This window comes from Fictibacillus sp. 23RED33 (assembly GCF_015903925.1).
Classification (GTDB): Bacteria; Bacillota; Bacilli; order Bacillales; family Fictibacillaceae; genus Fictibacillus; species Fictibacillus phosphorivorans.
Genome location: NZ_JACZDX010000001.1, coordinates 372,929 through 393,424 on the forward strand (window position 1 = coordinate 372,929; position 20,496 = coordinate 393,424).

Genomic DNA, 20,496 nt, shown 5'->3' on the forward strand with positions numbered 1-20,496 from the left:
GACGTTGATCACATTTGAAAGAATGGACAATAAGCAGTTTAAAGATTATATGAAGTTTATGCTGCCTGATTATATTCGTGATACAGCTGAACATTATAAACTAGATACAGAGCTAGCTACTGAAAAAGCAGAGAAACAAATGGAACAACTGCTCCCAGATGAGGAAAAAACAGAAGGACAGCATTTATTTCAAATCAAAAGCGATAAGGAACTAGCAGGCTACCTTTGGTTTCATGTTTCAAAAGAAGAGAAAAAAGCTTTCCTTTATCATATCTTTGTGAAGGATGCATTCCGTAAACAAGGGATTGCACAAGATGCTCTTCGTTTTTTTGAAAATGAATCAAAAGATGAAGGAGCTGATTATGTTGGCCTTCATGTCTTTGGTTCGAATGAACAGGCAATTGCACTATATACAAAGCTAGGCTACAAACAAGCATCCATATCGATGAACAAAGTTTTGTAAACGTTATAAAAAGGGAGAGAGATAAACATGAGAAAAATAGGATTGCAACTGTACTCCATCCAACAAGAAGCAGAAAAAAATCTACTAGGTACACTAGAAAAAGTGAAAGAAATCGGATATGACAGTGTTCAGTTTGCTGGATTGTTTGGAATATCTGCTAAGGATGTAAAAAAAATATTGAACGAAAATGCTTTAACCGTTGCTGGAGCTCATATTCCTCTTCAGCAATTTTCGGGAGACGCATTTAAAAAGCAAATGGAAGATCAGCTTATCTTAGAGAACGATTTAATGATCATGCCTTACTTAACAGAAGATCAAAGAAAATCAATCGATGATTACAAGCGTGTAGCAGAAGTGTTGAACGAAGCAGGATTTAGAAGCAAAGAGTATGGGATACGTGTGGCATATCATAATCACGATTTTGAGTTTTACGAGCTTGATGGAAAGATGCCGTTCGATTTGCTCTATCAAGAAACAGATCCTGATTTAGTAAAGATGGAGCTCGACACGTATTGGGCAAAATATGCGGGGTATGAACCAGAAGAGCTGCTTAATAAGTATCGCTTCCGTTGTGTGTCACTACACCTGAAAGATATGGTAGAGAAAAACGGTCAAAAACAGAGCACGATCGCGGGAACAGGAATGCTTGATATCGGTAGCTTCTTACGATTGGCAGATGAACAGAAAGTGGATTATTGTGTGATCGAGCAAGAACATTTTGAAGGAGATCTTCTTTCGGAAGTAGAAAAAGGTGTGCAGAACGTCAAAGCACTTTTATAGAGGAGAACCCAGTCGTGGAAGATATAACGTTTGCTCTTTATATAGAAAAGGTGCATTTTGAAAGAATTCAAGAGTTGAACAAAAAAGAGAATTGGACGCAATTATTTGAAAGATATGAAGAAACAAAACAAGCATGGAATAAGTCTAATGTAGCCTATGTCATGTTAAAGAATGAAGAGTTAATAGGTTATATTCGAGGGTTGACAGATGAACACGTAACACTCTATATATGCGAGCTGCTGATATCAAAGCCTTATCGAGGACTAGGATTAGGTGGAAAGATGTTGAACAGCATTCAAGAAAAGTATCCAACAGCACGTATGGAGATGCTGGCATCACGAACATCACACACTTTTTATGAAGGGCAAAACTTTAGATCTTTTTACGGATATCGAAGAACGTATGAAGAATGTAAATCTTAGGAGGCGTTTTATATGAGTGAGAAAGTAAAGAGTATCTCTGTTATACAGAGCCACGTCAACAATGTATTCGTACATGTTACTGATTTGAAAAGATCTGTAGAGTGGTATGCAGATCTGTTGGGTGTAACGATAGATTCAAGTGAAGTACAATCCCCTGTACATAACATTCCCGTGACAGGACAAACTGGATTATCACTAGATGATCATACGTTTGACCCGTCCTTCCACCGGACGCCTGGTTCAGGTCCTATGTTTAATGTATTTGCACCAGATATTGATGCAGCTTACAAAGAGCTACAAGAAAAAAACATGAAAGTCATTAAAGAAATTCAGTGGCATGGTGAAGTGGCTTGGTTTAATGTAGAAGATCCAGATGGAAACGTAGTTATGATTTGTAATTGCTAACAAAATTAAATGTTTAGTAACTGGCCCTTACTAGCCTTCCTTGGTACTAGTAGGAGTCAGTTTTTTTCTGCAAAAGAATATAAACTGAACATTCTATCTATCAAGCATTTTCCTATTTGTGGTAAAGTGGATAGTAGAATGAATTGGGAGGAATAGGTATGAACGAGCAGAAAATAAATGCACTTAAAGAAGAGTTCGAGAATCTTGTAAGCGTAACCATAACTTCCATAGATGATCTCAAGAATTTTTTAAATCAACAAAAGCACACCTACGAAAAAGTAGAAGAAGAGATGCTTCGACATTATATTGCTTTTCAATGCCAAAGCAATCATGACGAAATTAAGCAGCAATATGAATTTGATCAGCAGCACATAAAACCATTGTTTAAAAAATACCAATCTATATTGGACGAGAAAGTATTAGAGTCACCCTTTATGGCAGAACTTCCTGACGATGAATTTGGAGAATATAAAAAGAAGCTGAGAACGCAATTTGCTCTTTTTCAAGAAGCTAACCTAGATATAGAAAAACAAGAAGATGCTCTTACAAATCAATATTTTGAGATCACAGGAAGTCTCTCTTCAAATTGGGAAGGAAAAGAAGTTACGATTAGTGAGCTTTTTGTTCATGTTAGAGATTCTAAGCGTGACACAAGAGAGAAAGCGATGAAAGCCTTGTATGAACCTATCTTAAAAGAAGAAGAGAAACTTCAAAGTATTCTTGACGAGTTGATCCAACTTCGTGTGAAGAAAGCAGAGAATGCTGGTTTGAGCGGCTTTAACGATTATATGTTTAAAAAATATAATCGATTCGACTATACGCCAGAGGATTGTACAGAACTCGCTGAATCCATACGTGAGCATGTTCTTCCGATCACGATACAACTTCAAAAAGAGCACAAAGCTGAAATAGGTGTTGATGTTTATAAGCCATGGGATGTTCAAGCAGAAGCAATCGGTCGAAAACCATTACAACCTGTAAGTTCCGATGTGGAGTTAATCAATAAATCAGCGAAGGTTTTAGGCGAACTTGATGTTGAATTTGGTTCACTTGTTCATGAAATGAATGAGAAGAAACTTTTTGATCTAACGAGCAGAAAAGGAAAAGCACAGGGGGGATTCTGTGAATCGCTACCTGAAACAGGACTTCCGTTTATCTTTATGAACATGTCCAACACGGATAGTGATCTTGTTGTTTTTATGCACGAGATGGGACATGCGATTCATGATCTACTGAAGAGTGATCAAGAATTATATGCTTATAAACAAATTCCAATGGAGTCGGCCGAACTAGCGAGTATGAGTATGGAGCTTTTCACGATGGATCGTTGGAATGAGTTTTACAAGACAGAGGAGGAACTTAACCGAGCGAAGAAAGATCAGCTAAAGGGGGCTTTAATGAGTCTTCCGTATATTATGGTCATTGATCAGTTTCAGCACTGGCTGTACCAACATCCAAATCATACTTGGGAAGAACGCACAAAGAAGGTTGGTGAGTTGAAAGATCGCTATGATGCTTCGATCGTAGATTGGAATGGATATGAAGAATGGAAAATAAAAGGATGGTTCTATACACTTCATATATACGAAGTTCCTTTTTATTTTGTTGAGTACGCGATTTCCCAACTTGGAGCTATTCAATTGTACAAAAATTTTAAAGAAGACCGAGAGGGAACGATCAATAAATATAAAGAAGCATTGAAACTTGGAAGTTCTAAGTCACTTCCGGAAGTTTATGAAACTGCAGGGATTGAGTTGGATTTTTCATCCAATAAGATTGCTGAGCTTATGGAGTTTGTTGCAAAAGAACTTAACCTGCTATCCATTAGTTAGGTAAAGAAATAAATAATTAAAGAATTTAAACAATATAAAGGGTTTCTATCTATTTAGTAGAACTATTAGAAAAGGCGCACTTTATATAGAAATATTAAATCAATTAATAATAAAGAGGTGTCCATAAATTCTTGTCATAACCGGTTGGTGAGAAAGTATTTCATTGCACTGCCGACATACCGATTCCGATATTGAGCCGGACTCTATTCCCAGTGAACAAAGGAGATTGTATGCTGGATTCTCAATAACGAGAGCAAAATATGCACGTTTTAACATACGATTTAGGATTCATTTTCCTAAGTAGGGGAAAACAAAGTTAAATGGCATATTGTTATGGGAGATTAGTCGGAATATGAGGGGTGAGAGGTATGAGAAAACCCGATGACGAGAAATTATGGGACACAGGCACATCAGATTTTGAAGAAGGCGACAAGATCACCTTTCACAATACCGAGCAAGGTGTTGAGAAAACTTACACGGTGAAGCGTGTGAAGGAGAACGGTGATATTGAGCTCGTTTATTCTGTAAAAAAGCCGAGACCACCAATGCAGTAGCATATGAAATAAATAGCAGGAACAGCTCACACGTTTAGTGAGCTGTTTTTTTTATTATGTGGGAAAGAAAAATGTAATAGGTATGAATATATGGTTAATAGTAATAGGAATGATAAATTATGGGTGTTTATGATTATGTGATTAAGGTAAAACATGATTGAACAGCTACTAGAGAGGAAGTTTTATATGACGCAAAAACCATTAATAGGATTAACAAGTACGATCATGTCAATCAATACAATTGAAACTCAAAATGAAAACGTTGATACGATTGTTGTTTATAATAAATTTGCAGAAACTGTTAGAGATGCAGGGGGTATCCCCATCGTTATTCCGATGGGAAAGCCTGAAGAAGCTGAATATTATGCAAAATTATGTGATGGATTAATCTTTACCGGTGGAGAAGACATCAGTTCGATCACTTATAACGAAGAACCTCATCCAAAGGTAAAAAAGGTGAACAAACACCGTGATGATTTTGAGATTGAACTCGTGAAAAAGGCACGTGAGAACGAAAAGGCCATTCTAGCTATGTGTCGAGGATATCACTTACTGAACGTTAGTTATGGAGGTACGATCATACAGGATGTGGAAAGCGAGTATTCAAATAGTATTAATCACTTTCAATCATCTGCAACACGAACAGAACCTTCTCACACCGTTAACATTGAAGAAGGTAGTAAACTGCACAAAATTGTTGGAGAAAAAGAAGTTGCTGTAAACAGCTTTCATCACCAGGCGATCGGAAAAGTGGGTAAAGGATTACGAGTAGCAGCTAGAGCATCTGACGGTATAATCGAGGCATTAGAACTTGAAGATCAGGATAAAACATTCTTGCTTGGAACACAGTGGCATCCAGAAGAATTGAGACATGAAAACGAGAATATGATGGCAATCATTACTACGTTTATTAACGAAGCGAAGAAAATGAAGGAATAGAGATTGAAACCTCCACACCAGGAGGTTTCTTTGTTTATAAGGAGAGGTAATGTTTTGAAAGGAAACTTTTTTCATGGTAATCACGTAGTATATAATAGAAATTATTGAGGAGGCTGTCTCATGAATATATCGAGACTATTGAAGATGGTAACAGGCGGTATTGAGGCTTTCCTTGGCATTCCTTTCTTAGGAGGAGCCATCATTCTTGCTTCAGCATGGGGACCACTTCAATTCATGTTTGTTTTTCATTTGATCACACTCATCATTTGTATCGTTCAAAAAGAAAGGTTTACAGGAAGTGTGTTAGGTCTTATTACTTCTATTGTCGGCTACTTGCCAGTCATCGGAATGATCATGCACATCGTTACAGCGCTTGTTTTATTTTTTGACGCTGCTAGAGGGAGCAGAAAACGGAAGAACGAGCATATCATTGATGTAAGAAAAGGTTATTAAAGGCTTAACTCTTCATGAAAGCTTTCAGCCAAACAGTGGTTGAAAGTTTTTTGTTGGAGAAAAAAGGGTTATATTTGGTAGGACAAGAGTACTTTCAGATTAGAGAGGATGGAAAAAGATTGGGATTCATATTCTATGCGATAACACAGATTGCTATCGCTTATTATTTATATGTTCAAGCTCCGCTGTATAATAAAGATCGGTGGCTTTGGACGATATTAGGTTTAATGTTTGGTCCCTACACATTAAGTATTTTTCTTATTCTAACAAATCGAAAAGGGTTAGGATGGACGTTGTTAATAGTAATGTTCCTCTGTTTAATAGCTGGAATTCTATTTTTAAGTTTACTGGTCTGGGCTGTCTTTTTTTCAAAAGGATAATGCTTGTAAAAAAGAAGGTGAGTTTATGAAAAAACAACTAGTATTTGTTTACGGGACGCTTCGAAAAGAGGGAAGTAATGCCAACTTTTTAAAGAATGCAACATACATAGAACATAGATGCTACGCCGAAGGACAACTATACGATACAGGTTGGGGTTACCCAGCATTAATTCTTGAAAAAGATAAATGGGTAACAGGTGAGCTATATGAAGTAACCAAGGAGGAACTAAAACGATTAGACGAACTTGAAGATTTTGTTGAAAACAGAGCTAATAATTTATATGATCGCATCGTTGCTAAAATAAAGACATCAGTTGGAGATAAAGAAGCTCTGATGTATGTAATGAATACTAAAGCGAATGACTTTATTTCAATTGAGGAAAATGATTGGATAAAATATCTCCAGAGATAAACAAAAAAAGAGGTCACCATTACTTTGGTTGACCTCTTTTATTATGAAAAAGAGTAAATCTCTATTTAGCGATTAAGTTGTTTATACAATGAACGGCAGAATCGACATCATCGAACCGCTCCAGGGAGTTAGTTTCAATCTGAATCACTTCGAACGATTGATCGTTCTTTAAATACTTTACAGAAAAAACAGCTGAATTGTTTTCACTAAAAGTGTGTGTAATATCGGATTCAATATACTGTTTGTTTTGTAAATTTAAGAGTATGGTTTTCACATCTTGTTGGTTCATGATACATCGTCCCCTTTCTATTATGGGGGAACTTGTTAGGAACCCAAATAATAAATTACTTTCCTTCCTTAACATTTATGCTAACATAAGTAATTTTTTAAGTACAGGTAACGAAAGGACTGTTCTTCTAAATTCATCCATTTTCTATCGTCAAAATCGCCTCTATTTCGACATTACCTTTCAATGCTCGTGAAATCATACACGAATGCTCAGCTTTAATGGCGAGTTTTTGAAGAAGTGTCGAAATGTTTTTTGACGTGCCATGTTTGATCGTGACGACCGGTCGATGGATGATTTTTTGATACGTAATCACTCCGTTTGTAACATCGACATATCCTTCAGACTCCATCGTTAAATTTATGTTATCTATCTTACTTCGTTCTATCATGGCAGCAAGTGTGATGATATAACAAGTTGCCGCTGCTCCAAGCAACATCTCATCTGGATTCGTTCCAATACCTGGTCCATCCATCTCAGGAGGTATCGATACCTTAGTCTTCAAATTCTGTGTTTCTATCGTTCCTATATTATTTCTTCCGCCTGGCCAATGCGCATTCAGATAAAAAACATGTTGTGCCACTTTAAATCACCTCAAATTTTTACTTCTTTAAGTGTAAAGCAAGCGAGCTTTTACGTCACATTTCCTGTTTAAAGTGTACAAAATGTAAATTTTTTTGTTTTTTTAGTGATCCAAATCAAATTTGTCTTCGTTAGCTATTTGAAAACACTTACAGAAGGAGGTGATAACCAGGTGAAACGATTTGTACAATTGGTTGTATTCGCAGCGGGTATGAGTATTCCCGCGATCGTATCGGCTGATAGCGGAGGAATTCTTTCTCCAGTCACAGACCTTACAAAAGAAACAACTGAGATTGTTGAAAGGGTTCCAGACAAAGTGAACATTTCAACGAAAAATCATTCGGTTACCGATGAGGTTGTGAGACCTACTCTTAACACAGTTACAAATATTGTGAAAGACACAACTCGTGCTGTCGACAAGGTGGATCAAACGGTTAACAAAGTTACCGAGACCGTAAAGCCAGTAGATCAAGCGGTCAAAACGGTAACGAATACTGTCGATTCGGTAAAAGAAGCAGTTCCGACAGAAAAGCTAAAAAGTTCTAAACCGATCGTAGATGTAAACCTTACTGAAAAACCATCGATAAAAGTCGATGTGTTAGATCAGGAGGTGAACGTTACGGTCCCTGTTACACCGGAAAAACCTCAAGTAGACGTGAAGCTTCCAGTCGTTTCAGAGATTGTTACTACTAAGCCGGAAGTTGAGGAAGTGGTCAAAGCAAAACCAGAACCAGCTCCTACCCCAACACCAGTCACTGAACCTGTTGTGGAGAACAAACCGAATACGAGTGAAACGATTAATGAAACGAAAGGTGCAATAACTAAAAAGCCGGTTGTTGTGAAGACAAAAGAGATTTTTGTAAAAGACATAGAGAATCCCGTTAGTACGATTACGAGTGGGGAAGTACTTAAAAAGAGCAGGGATCAAAAAGAAACTGAAAAACCTGTACGGCAAAAAACAAGTACGGATTATCCGGTAACTCAAAAGGCAACTCAAATACAAATGCTAACTCCATCATCACAAGGTGGACAATCTCCTTCAGGTTCATCCAATGGACCGATGACTTCTTCAAGCACTGTTACGTTCTTGGCTATTCTAGATGGTGGACAAAATGATACTCAGCTTGAAACAGGAAGTCGACTTGGTGAGGGAGTTCGACACTATTATGATCAATGGCTAAATGCTCCACCTGGGCAACCACCACAATCTTTCTTCTTCTAATTCAAATTTGGTAAAACAAAAAATTAAGAAGAAGAAGGAGAGAAATGACAATGAAAAAATCAAACTTTATTAGAACATTTGCGATTACAGGTGCTGCTGCGGCTGGGTTATTTTTTGGAGGAAGTGAAACATTTGCAGATGAAGGGTCATCGAGTCTTAAAATCGGAACAGGGTTGATCAGTAACATTCAGCTTTCTGAGAAAGATGAAGAGTCTAATCTTAACCTTGATCTAGGTGCCGTAACAGGCATCGAATTAGAGAGCTCAGATGATGATTCGAACCACAATAGCGTAAAAACAAACGTTGGTGCAGATGTGAATGCTGAAGCTTCCGGTGAAGAAGATGAAAAAGCTCAAGTAGGTACGGCTGTAAATGCTGGAGTTGAAGCGGAATCAAAAACTGAAGATCATAACGACGGTGCTAAAGCTAATGCGGCAGTCGGAACTGATGCTACAGTTAAAAGTTCTTCTGATGATGAAAGTAAAGCGTCTGTAAACGCAGATACAAACGTTGAAGCGGAAGTGCGTTCTAATGAAGAAGATAACAAAGATTCTAGTTCTCTAAATGCGGGAGCAGATGTTCATGCAGCTGTTGAAGCTCAAGATGAGGAAGAATCAAATACAGAGGCTGCTGTGAATGCAGGTGTAACTGCAGGAGTAGAAGCAACTGAAGAAGACGAGAAGTCAAGTGCAAAAGTAGATTTAGGCACAGATGTGATGGCGAACGTTACTTCTGAAGACGAAGAGAATAACTCTTCTGTAATAGCTGATGCTGGTCTATGGGCAGGAGTAGAAGCATCTGAAGAAGACGAGGAGTCAAGTGCGAAAGTAGATCTAGGCACAGATGTAATGGCGAACGTAACTTCTGAAGATGAAGAGAATAACTCTTCTGTGATGGCTGACGCTGGTCTATGGGCAGGAGTAGAAGCAACTGAAGAAGACGAGAAGTCAAGTGCGAAAGTAGATCTAGGCACAGATGTAATGGCGAACGTAACTTCTGAAGATGAAGAGAATAACTCTTCTGTAATGGCTGACACTGGTCTATGGGCAGGAGTAGAAGCAACTGAAGAAGACGAGAAGTCAAGTGCGAAAGTAGATCTAGGCACAGATGTGATGGCGAACGTTACTTCTGAAGACGAAGAGAATAACTCTTCTGTGATGGCTGATGCTGGTCTATGGGCAGGAGTAGAAGCAACGGAGGAAGACGAAGCGTCAAGTGCAAAAGTAGATCTAGGCACAGATGTGATGGCAAACGTAACTTCTGAAGACGAAGAGAATAACTCTTCTGTAATGGCTGATGCTGGTCTATGGGCAGGAGTAGAAGCAACGGAGGAAGACGAAGCGTCAAGTGCAAAAGTAGATTTAGGGACAGATGTGATGGCGAAAGTAACTTCTGAAGACGAAGAGAATAACTCTTCTGTGATGGCTGACACTGGTCTATGGGCAGGAGTAGAAGCAACTGAAGAAGACGAGAAGTCAAGTGCGAAAGTAGATCTAGGCACAGATGTGATGGCAAACGTAACTTCTGAAGACGAAGAGAATAACTCTTCTTTGATGGCTGATGCTGGTCTATGGGCAGGAGTAGAAGCAACGGAAGAAGACGAGAAGTCAAGTGCAAAAGTAGATCTAGGCACAGATGTGATGGCGAACGTAATTTCTGAAGATGAAGAGAATAACTCTTCTTTGATGGCTGACGCTGGTCTATGGGCAGGAGTAGAAGCAACTGAAGAAGACGAGAAGTCAAGTGCGAAAGTAGATCTAGGCACAGATGTGATGGCGGCTATTATGTCTGAAGACGAAGAAGATCGTTCTTCTTTAAGCTCAATGCTTAACACGGATACAGCACTTTCTTTGTCTTCTGAAGATGAGCTTGAAAATACTTCTCTTAAGTTAAATACTTCAATCATGGCAGACTTAATGAGCTCATTTGATGAAGATGAAGATCGCTCTTCTCTATACTCTTCATTAGACGCTGGTCTTGAACTTGGACTTGAAGGCGATGATGAAGACCGTGGGTTGAATCTAGATCTTTGGACAGGTTTAATGCTAGATGCAATGTATGAAGGACAAGATAATGAAGATTCTATCTTAGAACTTTAATAGGTAAGCTAAAAAGAGACGGCAGACGTGCTGTCTCTTTTTCTATGTGAAAGAATAGGAATAAGAGGTGTGGATAATTTATTAAATTCGAAATTCAACTATTTTTATAGGTTGATATGTAGAAAACACCCTAATTAAATGGAGAGAAATAGCGAAGGAAATAAATTGTTGGGGGACTGTCCCTCATGTATACTTAAGTTTATTAAGTATACATGAGGGTGTTAGGTTAGGAGATGGCGCTATGGTGCATAAAGAAACAAATCTAAAGTTAGTCGTAGCTGGTTTGTTGCTAGGTATTCTAATGGCTGCAATGGATAATACCATTGTTGCAACTGCGATGGGGACGATTGTAGCCGACCTAGGTGGTTTTGATAAATTCGTTTGGGTTACTGGCTCTTATATGGTCGCAGTAATGGCAGGGATGCCGATTTATGGTAAATTATCCGACATGTATGGCAGAAAACGATTCTTCATTTTTGGACTTGTCGTTTTTCTTATCGGTTCTGCCCTTTGCGGTCTTGCTCAAAGTATGGAGCAGCTGATAGCGTTTCGAGCGATTCAAGGTATCGGCGGTGGGGCATTGATGCCGATCGCTTTTACGATTGTTTTTGATATTTTCCCTCCAGAAAAGAGAGGGAAGATGACAGGACTTCTTGGGGCGGTATTCGGAACTTCGAGTGTTCTAGGACCTTTACTCGGAGCATTCATTACAGATGCGATCAGCTGGCACTGGGTGTTCTATATTAACGTTCCAATAGGTGCAGCTTCGTTTTACTTGATCTTCCGTTATTACAAAGAAACACTGGAACACCGTGAGCAAAAGATTGACTGGTGGGGTGCCATCACACTTGTGATCGCAGTTGTTAGTTTGATGTTTGCCCTTGAACTTGGTGGCAAGACATATGCATGGGATTCAACGCAGATCGTAGCTTTGTTTACGATATTCACGGTCTTTTTCATTGTGTTCTTTGCTGTAGAACAAAAAGCATCCGAACCTATTATTTCATTTTGGATGTTTAAGAAGAGACTATTTGCTACTTCACAGATTTTAGGTTTTCTATACGGTGGAACATTCATTATACTAGCCGTTTTTATTCCTATTTTCGTTCAAGCGGTTTATGGAGGTTCTGCAACAAGTGCAGGTTTAATTCTTACACCAATGATGTTAGGTTCTGTTGCTGGAAGTATGATCGGTGGTATTTTTCAAACGAAAACTAGCTTCCGTAACCTCATGATTGTATCTGTAATTTCTTATTTTACTGGCATGTATATGCTAAGTGGTATGACACCAGATACTTCTAGAACGATGCTTACATTCTTTATGGTCACTGTAGGTTTTGGTATGGGGTTCTCGTTTTCCTTATTACCTGCAGCAACTATCAATAAGATGGAGTTTCGTTACCGAGGTTCAGCCAACTCTACAAATGCCTTTTTACGGTCATTAGGTATGACACTTGGTGTAACCATTTTTGGAGCACTTCAAAACCGAATTTTTTATGAAAGAATAAGCGAGAATTTAAAAGGCTTTGCAGGTCAAGGGTCTGCTACTATTAAAGATCTTGATCCACAAAAAGTGTTTCAGTCCGGAGAGCGTGATAAAATACCACCTGAAATACTTGATGGAATTTCAGCTTCTATGTCTGACTCCATTACAACAGTATTCACATATGCACTAATCCCAATCGCGATTTCGGCTGTTGTCATATTGTTTATGGGTAATGAACGAGTAGAGACATCGAAACAACATAAAGAAGCAAAATAATATTATAAAAGAGCTTGGGATGATAATATCCCAAGCTCTTTTAGGTTAAGCGGCACGCGTTGCTTTCTTTTCTTTTTTTGGAGCAACCGTATAGGACAACGATACGACTACATCAATCGCAAGTATCAGAGCCCAAATACGTGTGACATTATTAGCAGTATCGTTTTTGTAGAACAGATCTGTATCTGTTGTGTCATACCAATCTTTTAAAAAAGTGTCTAGGTGTATGGATGATACGGCATCTGATAGTCCAAATACTAGCCAAAAAACACCTTGTACCGTGCTGAATAAAAAAATGTGCTTATAAAGATTTCGTCTTTCTTGCTTCGCGTGTTGCATCCCATACAGTGGTTTTGAATCGAGCAGTTCGGGTTCAGGCAATCCACGCCATTTTGCGACCTTTCGCTGAATAAAGCGATCCAACTTCTGAAAATCGCTTTTCCCATACAAAAAGGCATAAGCTATGACAACCAGAATTATGATTTGATATGTAGAGAATTCTCCTGTTCTTAAATAATCGAAATATCCCATCGCAGCAATCCATAGGTCATTTAAGAGAAAAAGAACGAAGAATGCAATGCTTAATTTCTTTAGATTGAACCAATAACGTACCACTAAAAAAGATAATGTAGAAACCCAAAATACGGTCTCTGCCAGAATAAGAAATACCCATTTATGATCCAGTACAAAATCCATTTGATGTTCATCCTTTCTTTGCTGCATTTTAAATCAGTGTTTTCTCATTTATAGAATACCACTTAAAAATGGGTAAGTCTCCCATATTTAGTATCATTTCTCTTTGCTATTATGTGATAATTAACAGGAAAAGAATATAAAAAACGGAGTGATTTTTATGTATTCAGATACAGCTTCTGAATTGCGCAGCATTCGTAGGACATTGATTGTATTAGGAATCTTGTTATTATTTGTAATCGGATCTATCAATAATGGTGGTAGCGAAGAGAATGAAGAGAATGAAGATTATCCTGTTATTACAACAAATGTAGAGAATAATCTTGTTCCATTAGGTAACGGGTATTTTGGACTGTACTCCAACTTTGAAGAAACTGGTTCGGAGCATGGAATGAAGATTTATTATTATGATGAAAAAGAAAATAAACTTGTGTTAAAAAAAGAAGAAGACTTAGACACAGTAGAAATTTCAGAATGATGGGTAAGGGTATTATGGATCACAAAAGTAAATGTAAAATACAAGTAAGTTGTTTTATTAAGTAAGTTCTTCAATTATATGATATACTTTTTCTTGATTATAAAAATTTATAACACTTAGGAGGTGACAACTTATATTCCAGTAACTTGGGGTATAAGGAGTCTTTTTGGACAGTTTGACCTTATTGAAATTACTTGCAGTAGCCGTACTTATTCTACTAACCGCTTTTTTCGTAGCAGCAGAATTTGCGATTGTTAAGATTCGTAAATCAAGAATTGACCAATTAGCTGAAGAAGGCAACAAACGAGCGATTGCAGCACAAAAGGTTATTTCAAACCTTGATGGATCACTCTCTGCCTGTCAGTTAGGTATTACAATTACAGCATTAGGTTTAGGTTGGTTAGGTGAGCCTACGGTAGAAGCAATTCTCGGTCCAGTATTTGAAAAAATGGATTTAAGCCCGGCGATTGTTCATACATTATCATTTGCAATTGCTTTTGCATCCATTACTTTTTTACACGTTGTTCTTGGTGAGCTTGCACCAAAAACAGTAGCTATTCAAAAAGCTGAAACAATCAGCTTATTGTTATCACCTGCATTGATTGGATTCTACAGAGTTATGTATCCATTCATTTGGTTCTTGAACGGAAGTGCGCAGCTTTTAGTAAGAATGTTTGGATTAAAACCAGCGTCAGAGCATGATATGGCACACACCGAGGAAGAACTACGTTTAATTCTAAGTGAGAGCTACAAAAGTGGTGAAATCAACAAATCTGAGTTCAGTTATGTAGAAAAGGTATTCGAATTTGACGACAGAACTGCAAAAGAGATCATGGTCCCTCGTACTGAAATGGTTTGTCTTTATGAAGATAATACCGTTGCAGAAAATATTAATATAATTGCAGAAGAAAAATATACACGTTACCCTGTTGTAGGGGAAGATAAAGATAATGTTCTTGGTATGGTGAATGCGAAAGAAGTATTTTTTGACTTGATTAAAGGAAAAGAATACCCTCTTGAACATTACATTAGACCAACATTGAGCGTATTTGAAAACACACCGATTAAAGAAACACTATTAAAGCTGCAGAAAAAAGGCTTTCATATGGCAGTTTTAGTTGATGAATATGGTGGAACAGCAGGTATTGTTACCATTGAAGATATTTTGGAAGAGCTTGTTGGTGAAATACGTGATGAATTTGATGATGATGAATCACCAATGATTCATGCAGTCAGTCCAAATGTTAAGCACTTTGACGGTAAAGTATTGATCGCAGAAGTGAACGACATTTATGGATTTGAAATTGATGATAGTGAACTTGATACGATTGGTGGCTGGGTCCTTTCACAGAACTCAGAAATACAAGAAAATCAGGTCATATCGTATGATGAATATGATTTCAAGGTGATTGAGATTGATGGACATCAAGTTAAAAAAATCGAAATTACGAAAAGGCTTAATCAGGATGACGAAACCTCTTCTTCATCCAAAGAATTAGAGCACAACTTAGTTGAAAAAGAAGCTTAAGTTTTAAGAGACCATCGTTAACAGATGGTCTCTTTTCTTGTTTATTATTTTTGATGCAGGGAACAAATGAAGGTAAAGGAGGAGATTACTTTGAAAACTATTACTATTCAATTAGAATACGATGAAACAACAATCCAAGCATCGCAAAATATAGAAAGATTATTAGAAGAACCACTTTCTAGAACAGGATTTAAATTAGTTTCCTTATCCTCATCTTCAAAACATAATACGACTAACGGGATTAAAGATAAAGACACTACAGGAGCTGGTGGACAAACTTCGCCTGATAATGAAAAGCCACCTAACAGAAATTAAGACGGGATTTCCCGTCTTTTTTTCTTTATCATTCTAATTTCCCAGGAAATCGACTTAAATTGACAGAATATATTGACAAATTTATAGTGATTATTTACTATTTAAATAACTAAACTTTTAAGACAAAAGTAAAAGGGGATGAAAGATTAAAAGGGGGCTGAGGGATATGGTAAGAACACCGCAATATCGCTTTATTCGTGTGATAACAGGTAATGAAATAATGGATGTTGATCTATTTCTCTATACCAACAAAACAACTGTAGTGGTAAGTATGCTCTATTACAAACAAGAACATATTATCATGTCCTCTCATACAGCTCCGGATCGAAAAACTGCTTTGAAACAGGCATTCCATACTTTTTACGAAACTAAATTCATCTATGATCAAAAACAACTATCTATAATTAACTAAAAGAAAAAATTAATCATTTTTATAGTAAGAATATTTTTAAAAAAATATCTTTATTTGTAAAAGGACATGTGTTTATAATTTAGGTAATCATGAACGAAACGTTTTGATTAACGTTTTTAATGGAGGGTGGGTATGGAAACTTCAGATGGTCAAGTATTAGGAGACAGCCTTTTCATTAATCAAATGAAAACATACGCCAATCAATTTGAACATTCTGAAACACCTTTTCTTATCCAGAAAGATCGAACTTGGGTATATGTAAATCCCGCAGCAAGAAAGATATTAGAAGCGGAAGAAGAAATAATCGGTCAGCCGATATGGAATAACCTCCCAAATGAGTTGCATCATTTAGTGGAGGAAAGAATTCAAACATGCGACAAAGGTATTGCCCCTAAGCCAAGTGAACAAACATGGATCACCCAAAAAGGTAATTCTATTCAATTAGAAGTCATCGGATTTCCCCTAATGTTTACATCACACGCCACACAAATAATTATTCGAAATTTAACACAGCAGCATCTCGAAAAGAAAGAAACGCTTGATCATTTAAAGCTTATAACTGAAAACATGATAGATATTATTGGAATTGTTAGTCATGAGGGGATCTTCACCTATTTGACACCGTCCTATTTTTGGGTAACTGGTTACACTCAAAGTGAAGCGATAGGTACCACTCCATTTAACCTTGTTCATCCTGAAGATAGAGACCGTGTGATTCAAGAGTTTACTCGAATGATCATGAAGGAAATACCTCTTTCGATTGAGTATAGATACTTGAAAAAAGATGGGAGTTATATTTGGCTAGAGTCTAAAGGGACCCCTATTAGTCATAAAGACAACCTCTCTGCGATTGTTGCGTCTCGAGATATTACAAAGAGAAAAGAAGCAGAAGCTGCCTTAAGAAAGAATGAATTTAAACATAAGATTATCTTGGATCATAGCAATGATTTAATCTGCTCAGTTGACATGAATGGAAACTATTTATATGCCTCACGATCTTATAAAAATGTACTAGGAATCGAACCAAGCTCACTCCTCGGTACGAGCGCATTGAATTGTGTTCATTTGGAGGATCATGAGAGTGTAGAGAAATATATTAAATTAGTTGCCGCATTGGAAAATCCGCTACCTCTTGTTTATCGCAAGGTACATGCTTCAGGTCATCCTGTTTTATTAGAGGGGAAGGGCATGCCGATGGTGTCTGATGAAGGGGACATAGAAGGTCTCGTATTTATCTCTAGAGATATTACGGAAAAGAAAAAAGCAGATGAATATATACGAAATAGTGAAAAACTTGCCGTATTGGGAGAACTAGCAGCAGGTGTTGCTCATGAAATCAGAAATCCACTCACATCCATTAAAGGACTGTTTTCTTTAATGAAAAATAGTGAGATCGATCAAAACAAACTCTATTTATACAATGAAGTAATTTGTGAGGAACTTCATCGGATTGAATCTATCGTGAATGAGTTTATGGCATTAGCAAAACCAGACGCTACTCAATATATGAAGAATGTGAACATAATTCAACTTCTGCAAGACACTGTAATGTTACTAACGTCTGAAGCTAATTTGTACAATGTAGAAATTCGTCTATTATTTAAAGAGAGAGATCTCTTCGTCTCTTGTGAAAAGAACCAGATTAAACAAGTTTTTATCAATGTGATTAAAAATGCGATCGAAGCTATGAATGATGGCGGAATTCTCACGATAGCCATTGAAGAAACGACGGATCAGAAAATCAAACTTATCTTTGTAGATAATGGGATTGGAATTGAAGAAGAAAGATTAAAGAGCATTGGCGTTCCATTCTTCACCAATAAGGAAAAAGGAATTGGCCTCGGCCTTACGGTTAGTAATAAAATTATTACAGAGCATAAAGGGCATCTAAAAGTAGAAAGTTACCCAGGGAAAGGAACAACCGTTTCTATCACTTTACGAAAAACGGAATAATTTAGAGCTTAAGGTTCTGAATGGAAAAGACTGAACTCTCAATGAGAGTCCAGTCTTTTTAAATTCCGTCAAACAGCCTAAAAACACTTCTTCCAAGCAGTCGAATCAGCCAAAAAATAAGCTCAGGAATTACTAATACAAGATCAACAATTAAGTCTACCCATGTGTATGTTTCATTGTTGGACTTCTTTTTCTTTCTCCGTCTGAGTGCCATTTTGCCATCACCAATTCCTTTTAATTAAGATAAAATATCATAGATTATGTTTATGAAGTAAAGATTTAATAAAGAAGAACAGGACATAAGAAGCATAAGGTATTTTAGCGAATTGTGATTAATAACTAATGCAACAGTTCGTCTCTTTCATTGCATTATTAAGATTAGTAAGTTGTTCCTATGTGTAGTCCTTTATACGTTTACATAAAAAAATAGTTTCTTAACATTTCCTCTCTATAATGAACGTTGTACTAAATTCATTTAAAAGGGGTTGCATCAAGCATGGATGAAAGACCGATGGATGAATGGATTAAGAAGCTTACGGAAGACAGCTTAAAAAAAAACAAACTGAATCGCAGAACTTTTCTATCGGGTGCCGGGAAAATTGCAGGAATTTCACTGGGACTCACAATTGCTCAGTCGCTAGGCAGCTACGAAGTGAATGCGGCACCAAAATTTAGAAATTATCCGTTTACGCTAGGTGTAGCTTCAGGTGACCCGTTAGCAGACGGCGTTGTTTTATGGACAAGATTAGCACCAGATCCATTGAATGGCGGAGGAATGCCAAATCAAGCTGTACCTGTAAAATGGGAGATCGCAGAAGATGAACGATTTAAAAAGGTTGTGCAAAAGGGAACGGAGCTAGCGCGTCCTAATCTCGCGCACTCTGTCCACGTTGAAGTAGATGGGCTTAAGCCAAACCACGTATACTACTACCGATTCAAAAGTGGATATGAGTACAGCCCTGTAGGAAGAACGAAGACACTTCCTAGAAAAGGTGCGAATGTGAAAAGTATGACTTTTGCATTTGCATCTTGTCAGCAATATGAACATGGTTTCTTTACAGCCTATCAGCATATGTCAGAAGAAGAGCTAGATTTTGTTGTTCACTTAGGTGACTACATATACGAGTACGGACCGAATGAATATGTATCACCGTCTGGCAATGTTCGAACACATAGCGGTCCTGAGATCATGACACTCGAAGACTATCGAAACAGACATGCGCAGTATCGTTCAGATGGTAATTTGAAGGCAGCTCATGCAGCATTCCCTTGGGTCGTAACATGGGATGATCATGAAGTAGAGAACAACTATGCAAACATGATTCCCGAAAAAGGACAGTCTGTTGAAGCGTTTGTCAAACGACGTGCAGCGGGTTATCAAGCGTATTACGAGCACATGCCACTTCGTCGATCTTCTTTACCACACGGAGCTGACATGCTGCTCTATCGAGACTTCACTTATGGAAACTTGGCAATGTTCAACGTTATGGATACACGACAATATCGTGATGATCAAGCAAATGGAGACGGAAGTAAGCCGCCTACTCCTGAATCTCAAGATCCGAATCGAACGTTAACAGGAATAGAACAGGAACGATGGTTGCTTCAAAACTTAGGGAACTCTAAAGCGCATTGGAATGTTCTAGCTCAGCAAGTATTCTTTGCACAAAGAAACTATGGGACAGCTGAGGCGCCTAGGCTGAGTATGGATGCATGGGACGGGTATACGGCATCCCGTGAACGTATCACAAATTTTATACAATCAAAGAATTTAAATAATATTATTGTACTGACAGGCGATGTACATGCAAGCTGGGCGTGCGATTTAAAAGCGGATTACAATGATTCATCATCTAATGTGATTGGAGCTGAATTTGTAGGTACATCCATCACCTCGGGTGGAAATGGTGCTGATAAACGTTCTGATACTGATAAAATACTAGGATTGAATCCTCATATTAAATTCTTCAATGATTACCGTGGGTATGTACGATGTACGGTTACACCAGAAGAATGGCGAACAGATTATAAAGTCGTTCCGTTTGTCACTTCACCAGGTGCAGCTATCTCAACGCGTGCTTCCTTTGTCTATCAAAAAGATCAGAACGGTCTGCAACAGGTCGGGGCAGCGAAGATTGCAGAAGGAGTTAAAGTTTCTCGTGAGGTAGAAGAAGATCGAAACAGAGCTCATGGTAAAGCACATGAGAAGCAGATGAAGAAAATCGGTGTAGAAGCTGGGCAATAAATTTAGTTAGATGAGGTTGTGACTTAGAAGCTTCTGCCACATATAAGGGTAAGTATGAAGAGCTACTTTGAGAATGGACAGATTAACTGTTCAATCGGACAGATAAATGCTCGAATTGGACAGATTACTCGTTCAATTGGACAGATTAACACTCGAATCGGACAGATTCGTCATGCAATTGGACAAATCGACGTTTTATGGTGTGTAAATTAAATCCCCTTACATGAAAGAAAGCTAACTTCACGAGTCAAAACAGCAATATCATGCTAGTTTTGGTTCTC

The 20,496-nt window shown here is 37.7% G+C and carries 24 protein-coding genes; 20 read left to right on the top strand and 4 right to left on the bottom strand.

Annotation, left to right across the window (positions count from 1 at the left end):
- The first annotated feature begins 4 nt into the window (after positions 1 to 4).
- From IHV09_RS01955 to IHV09_RS02000, 10 genes are all read left to right on the top strand, one after another.
- Positions 5 to 463, top strand: coding sequence for a GNAT family N-acetyltransferase (locus IHV09_RS01955; protein ID WP_197190674.1), 459 nt, complete (start codon positions 5 to 7; stop codon positions 461 to 463).
- A gap of 27 nt (positions 464 to 490) precedes the next feature.
- Positions 491 to 1,243, top strand: coding sequence for a sugar phosphate isomerase/epimerase family protein (locus tag IHV09_RS01960; RefSeq protein ID WP_197190673.1), 753 nt, complete (start codon positions 491 to 493; stop codon positions 1,241 to 1,243).
- A 14-nt stretch (positions 1,244 to 1,257) separates the two neighbouring features.
- A complete protein-coding gene (locus IHV09_RS01965; RefSeq protein WP_370568917.1) occupies positions 1,258 to 1,665 on the top strand; it encodes a GNAT family N-acetyltransferase in 408 nt (135 codons plus the stop codon).
- 12 nt (positions 1,666 to 1,677) lie between these two features.
- A complete protein-coding gene (locus tag IHV09_RS01970) occupies positions 1,678 to 2,070 on the top strand; it encodes a VOC family protein (RefSeq protein WP_197127078.1) in 393 nt (130 codons plus the stop codon).
- 158 nt (positions 2,071 to 2,228) lie between these two features.
- Positions 2,229 to 3,902, top strand: coding sequence for a M3 family oligoendopeptidase (locus IHV09_RS01975; RefSeq protein ID WP_197263484.1), 1,674 nt, complete (start codon positions 2,229 to 2,231; stop codon positions 3,900 to 3,902).
- 368 nt (positions 3,903 to 4,270) lie between these two features.
- Positions 4,271 to 4,456, top strand: coding sequence for a hypothetical protein (locus tag IHV09_RS01980; protein ID WP_197127080.1), 186 nt, complete (start codon positions 4,271 to 4,273; stop codon positions 4,454 to 4,456).
- 186 nt (positions 4,457 to 4,642) lie between these two features.
- Complete coding sequence (locus IHV09_RS01985; protein WP_197127081.1) at positions 4,643 to 5,395, top strand: gamma-glutamyl-gamma-aminobutyrate hydrolase family protein; 753 nt, start codon at positions 4,643 to 4,645, stop codon at positions 5,393 to 5,395.
- Positions 5,396 to 5,515: 120 nt separating this feature from the next.
- Entirely contained in the window at positions 5,516 to 5,848 is a 333-nt protein-coding gene (locus tag IHV09_RS01990; protein ID WP_197127082.1) for a hypothetical protein, read from the top strand.
- Positions 5,849 to 5,967: 119 nt separating this feature from the next.
- Complete coding sequence (locus IHV09_RS01995) at positions 5,968 to 6,228, top strand: hypothetical protein (protein WP_231618105.1); 261 nt, start codon at positions 5,968 to 5,970, stop codon at positions 6,226 to 6,228.
- A gap of 25 nt (positions 6,229 to 6,253) precedes the next feature.
- Entirely contained in the window at positions 6,254 to 6,640 is a 387-nt protein-coding gene (locus tag IHV09_RS02000) for a gamma-glutamylcyclotransferase family protein (protein WP_197263485.1), read from the top strand.
- A 61-nt stretch (positions 6,641 to 6,701) separates the two neighbouring features.
- Here the strand turns inward: IHV09_RS02000 and IHV09_RS02005 are convergent, their stop codons facing one another.
- Positions 6,702 to 6,929, bottom strand: a complete 228-nt coding sequence (locus tag IHV09_RS02005) for a DUF1797 family protein (RefSeq protein WP_197127084.1) — start codon at positions 6,927 to 6,929, stop codon at positions 6,702 to 6,704.
- A 133-nt stretch (positions 6,930 to 7,062) separates the two neighbouring features.
- A complete protein-coding gene (locus IHV09_RS02010; RefSeq protein ID WP_197127085.1) occupies positions 7,063 to 7,509 on the bottom strand; it encodes an OsmC family protein in 447 nt (148 codons plus the stop codon).
- 171 nt (positions 7,510 to 7,680) lie between these two features.
- Here IHV09_RS02010 and IHV09_RS02015 point away from each other — a divergent pair, with 171 nt between their 5' ends.
- From IHV09_RS02015 to IHV09_RS02025, 3 genes are all read left to right on the top strand, one after another.
- Positions 7,681 to 8,730 (top strand): hypothetical protein, encoded by a 1,050-nt coding sequence (locus IHV09_RS02015; RefSeq protein WP_197263486.1) that lies wholly within the window; start codon positions 7,681 to 7,683, stop codon positions 8,728 to 8,730.
- A gap of 50 nt (positions 8,731 to 8,780) precedes the next feature.
- The gene (locus IHV09_RS02020) at positions 8,781 to 10,829 is read left to right on the top strand and encodes a hypothetical protein (protein WP_197263487.1); all 2,049 of its coding nucleotides are present in this window, start codon (positions 8,781 to 8,783) and stop codon (positions 10,827 to 10,829) included.
- A 241-nt stretch (positions 10,830 to 11,070) separates the two neighbouring features.
- A complete protein-coding gene (locus IHV09_RS02025; RefSeq protein WP_197127088.1) occupies positions 11,071 to 12,591 on the top strand; it encodes an MDR family MFS transporter in 1,521 nt (506 codons plus the stop codon).
- A 45-nt stretch (positions 12,592 to 12,636) separates the two neighbouring features.
- Here IHV09_RS02025 and IHV09_RS02030 read toward each other — a convergent pair whose 3' ends face one another.
- Complete coding sequence (locus tag IHV09_RS02030) at positions 12,637 to 13,287, bottom strand: hypothetical protein (RefSeq protein WP_197127089.1); 651 nt, start codon at positions 13,285 to 13,287, stop codon at positions 12,637 to 12,639.
- A 157-nt stretch (positions 13,288 to 13,444) separates the two neighbouring features.
- Here IHV09_RS02030 and IHV09_RS02035 point away from each other — a divergent pair, with 157 nt between their 5' ends.
- The 5 genes from IHV09_RS02035 to IHV09_RS02055 all read left to right on the top strand — a co-directional run bounded on the left by IHV09_RS02035 (position 13,445) and on the right by IHV09_RS02055 (position 17,970).
- The gene (locus IHV09_RS02035; RefSeq protein ID WP_197263488.1) at positions 13,445 to 13,762 is read left to right on the top strand and encodes a hypothetical protein; all 318 of its coding nucleotides are present in this window, start codon (positions 13,445 to 13,447) and stop codon (positions 13,760 to 13,762) included.
- A gap of 175 nt (positions 13,763 to 13,937) precedes the next feature.
- Positions 13,938 to 15,290 carry a hemolysin family protein gene (locus IHV09_RS02040; RefSeq protein WP_197128159.1) on the top strand — a complete coding sequence of 451 codons (1,353 nt, stop codon included), beginning with the start codon at positions 13,938 to 13,940 and terminating at the stop codon, positions 15,288 to 15,290.
- 90 nt (positions 15,291 to 15,380) lie between these two features.
- Positions 15,381 to 15,605, top strand: coding sequence for a hypothetical protein (locus IHV09_RS02045; protein ID WP_197263489.1), 225 nt, complete (start codon positions 15,381 to 15,383; stop codon positions 15,603 to 15,605).
- 166 nt (positions 15,606 to 15,771) lie between these two features.
- Positions 15,772 to 16,017, top strand: coding sequence for a hypothetical protein (locus IHV09_RS02050; protein ID WP_197127092.1), 246 nt, complete (start codon positions 15,772 to 15,774; stop codon positions 16,015 to 16,017).
- 132 nt (positions 16,018 to 16,149) lie between these two features.
- A complete protein-coding gene (locus IHV09_RS02055; RefSeq protein ID WP_197263490.1) occupies positions 16,150 to 17,970 on the top strand; it encodes a PAS domain S-box protein in 1,821 nt (606 codons plus the stop codon).
- A 58-nt stretch (positions 17,971 to 18,028) separates the two neighbouring features.
- Here IHV09_RS02055 and IHV09_RS02060 read toward each other — a convergent pair whose 3' ends face one another.
- Positions 18,029 to 18,184 (bottom strand): hypothetical protein, encoded by a 156-nt coding sequence (locus IHV09_RS02060; protein ID WP_197195502.1) that lies wholly within the window; start codon positions 18,182 to 18,184, stop codon positions 18,029 to 18,031.
- A 282-nt stretch (positions 18,185 to 18,466) separates the two neighbouring features.
- Here IHV09_RS02060 and IHV09_RS02065 point away from each other — a divergent pair, with 282 nt between their 5' ends.
- The gene (locus IHV09_RS02065; protein ID WP_197263491.1) at positions 18,467 to 20,215 is read left to right on the top strand and encodes an alkaline phosphatase D family protein; all 1,749 of its coding nucleotides are present in this window, start codon (positions 18,467 to 18,469) and stop codon (positions 20,213 to 20,215) included.
- 54 nt (positions 20,216 to 20,269) lie between these two features.
- Positions 20,270 to 20,428, top strand: a complete 159-nt coding sequence (locus IHV09_RS02070) for a hypothetical protein (protein ID WP_197263492.1) — start codon at positions 20,270 to 20,272, stop codon at positions 20,426 to 20,428.
- Positions 20,429 to 20,496: the final 68 nt, after the last annotated feature.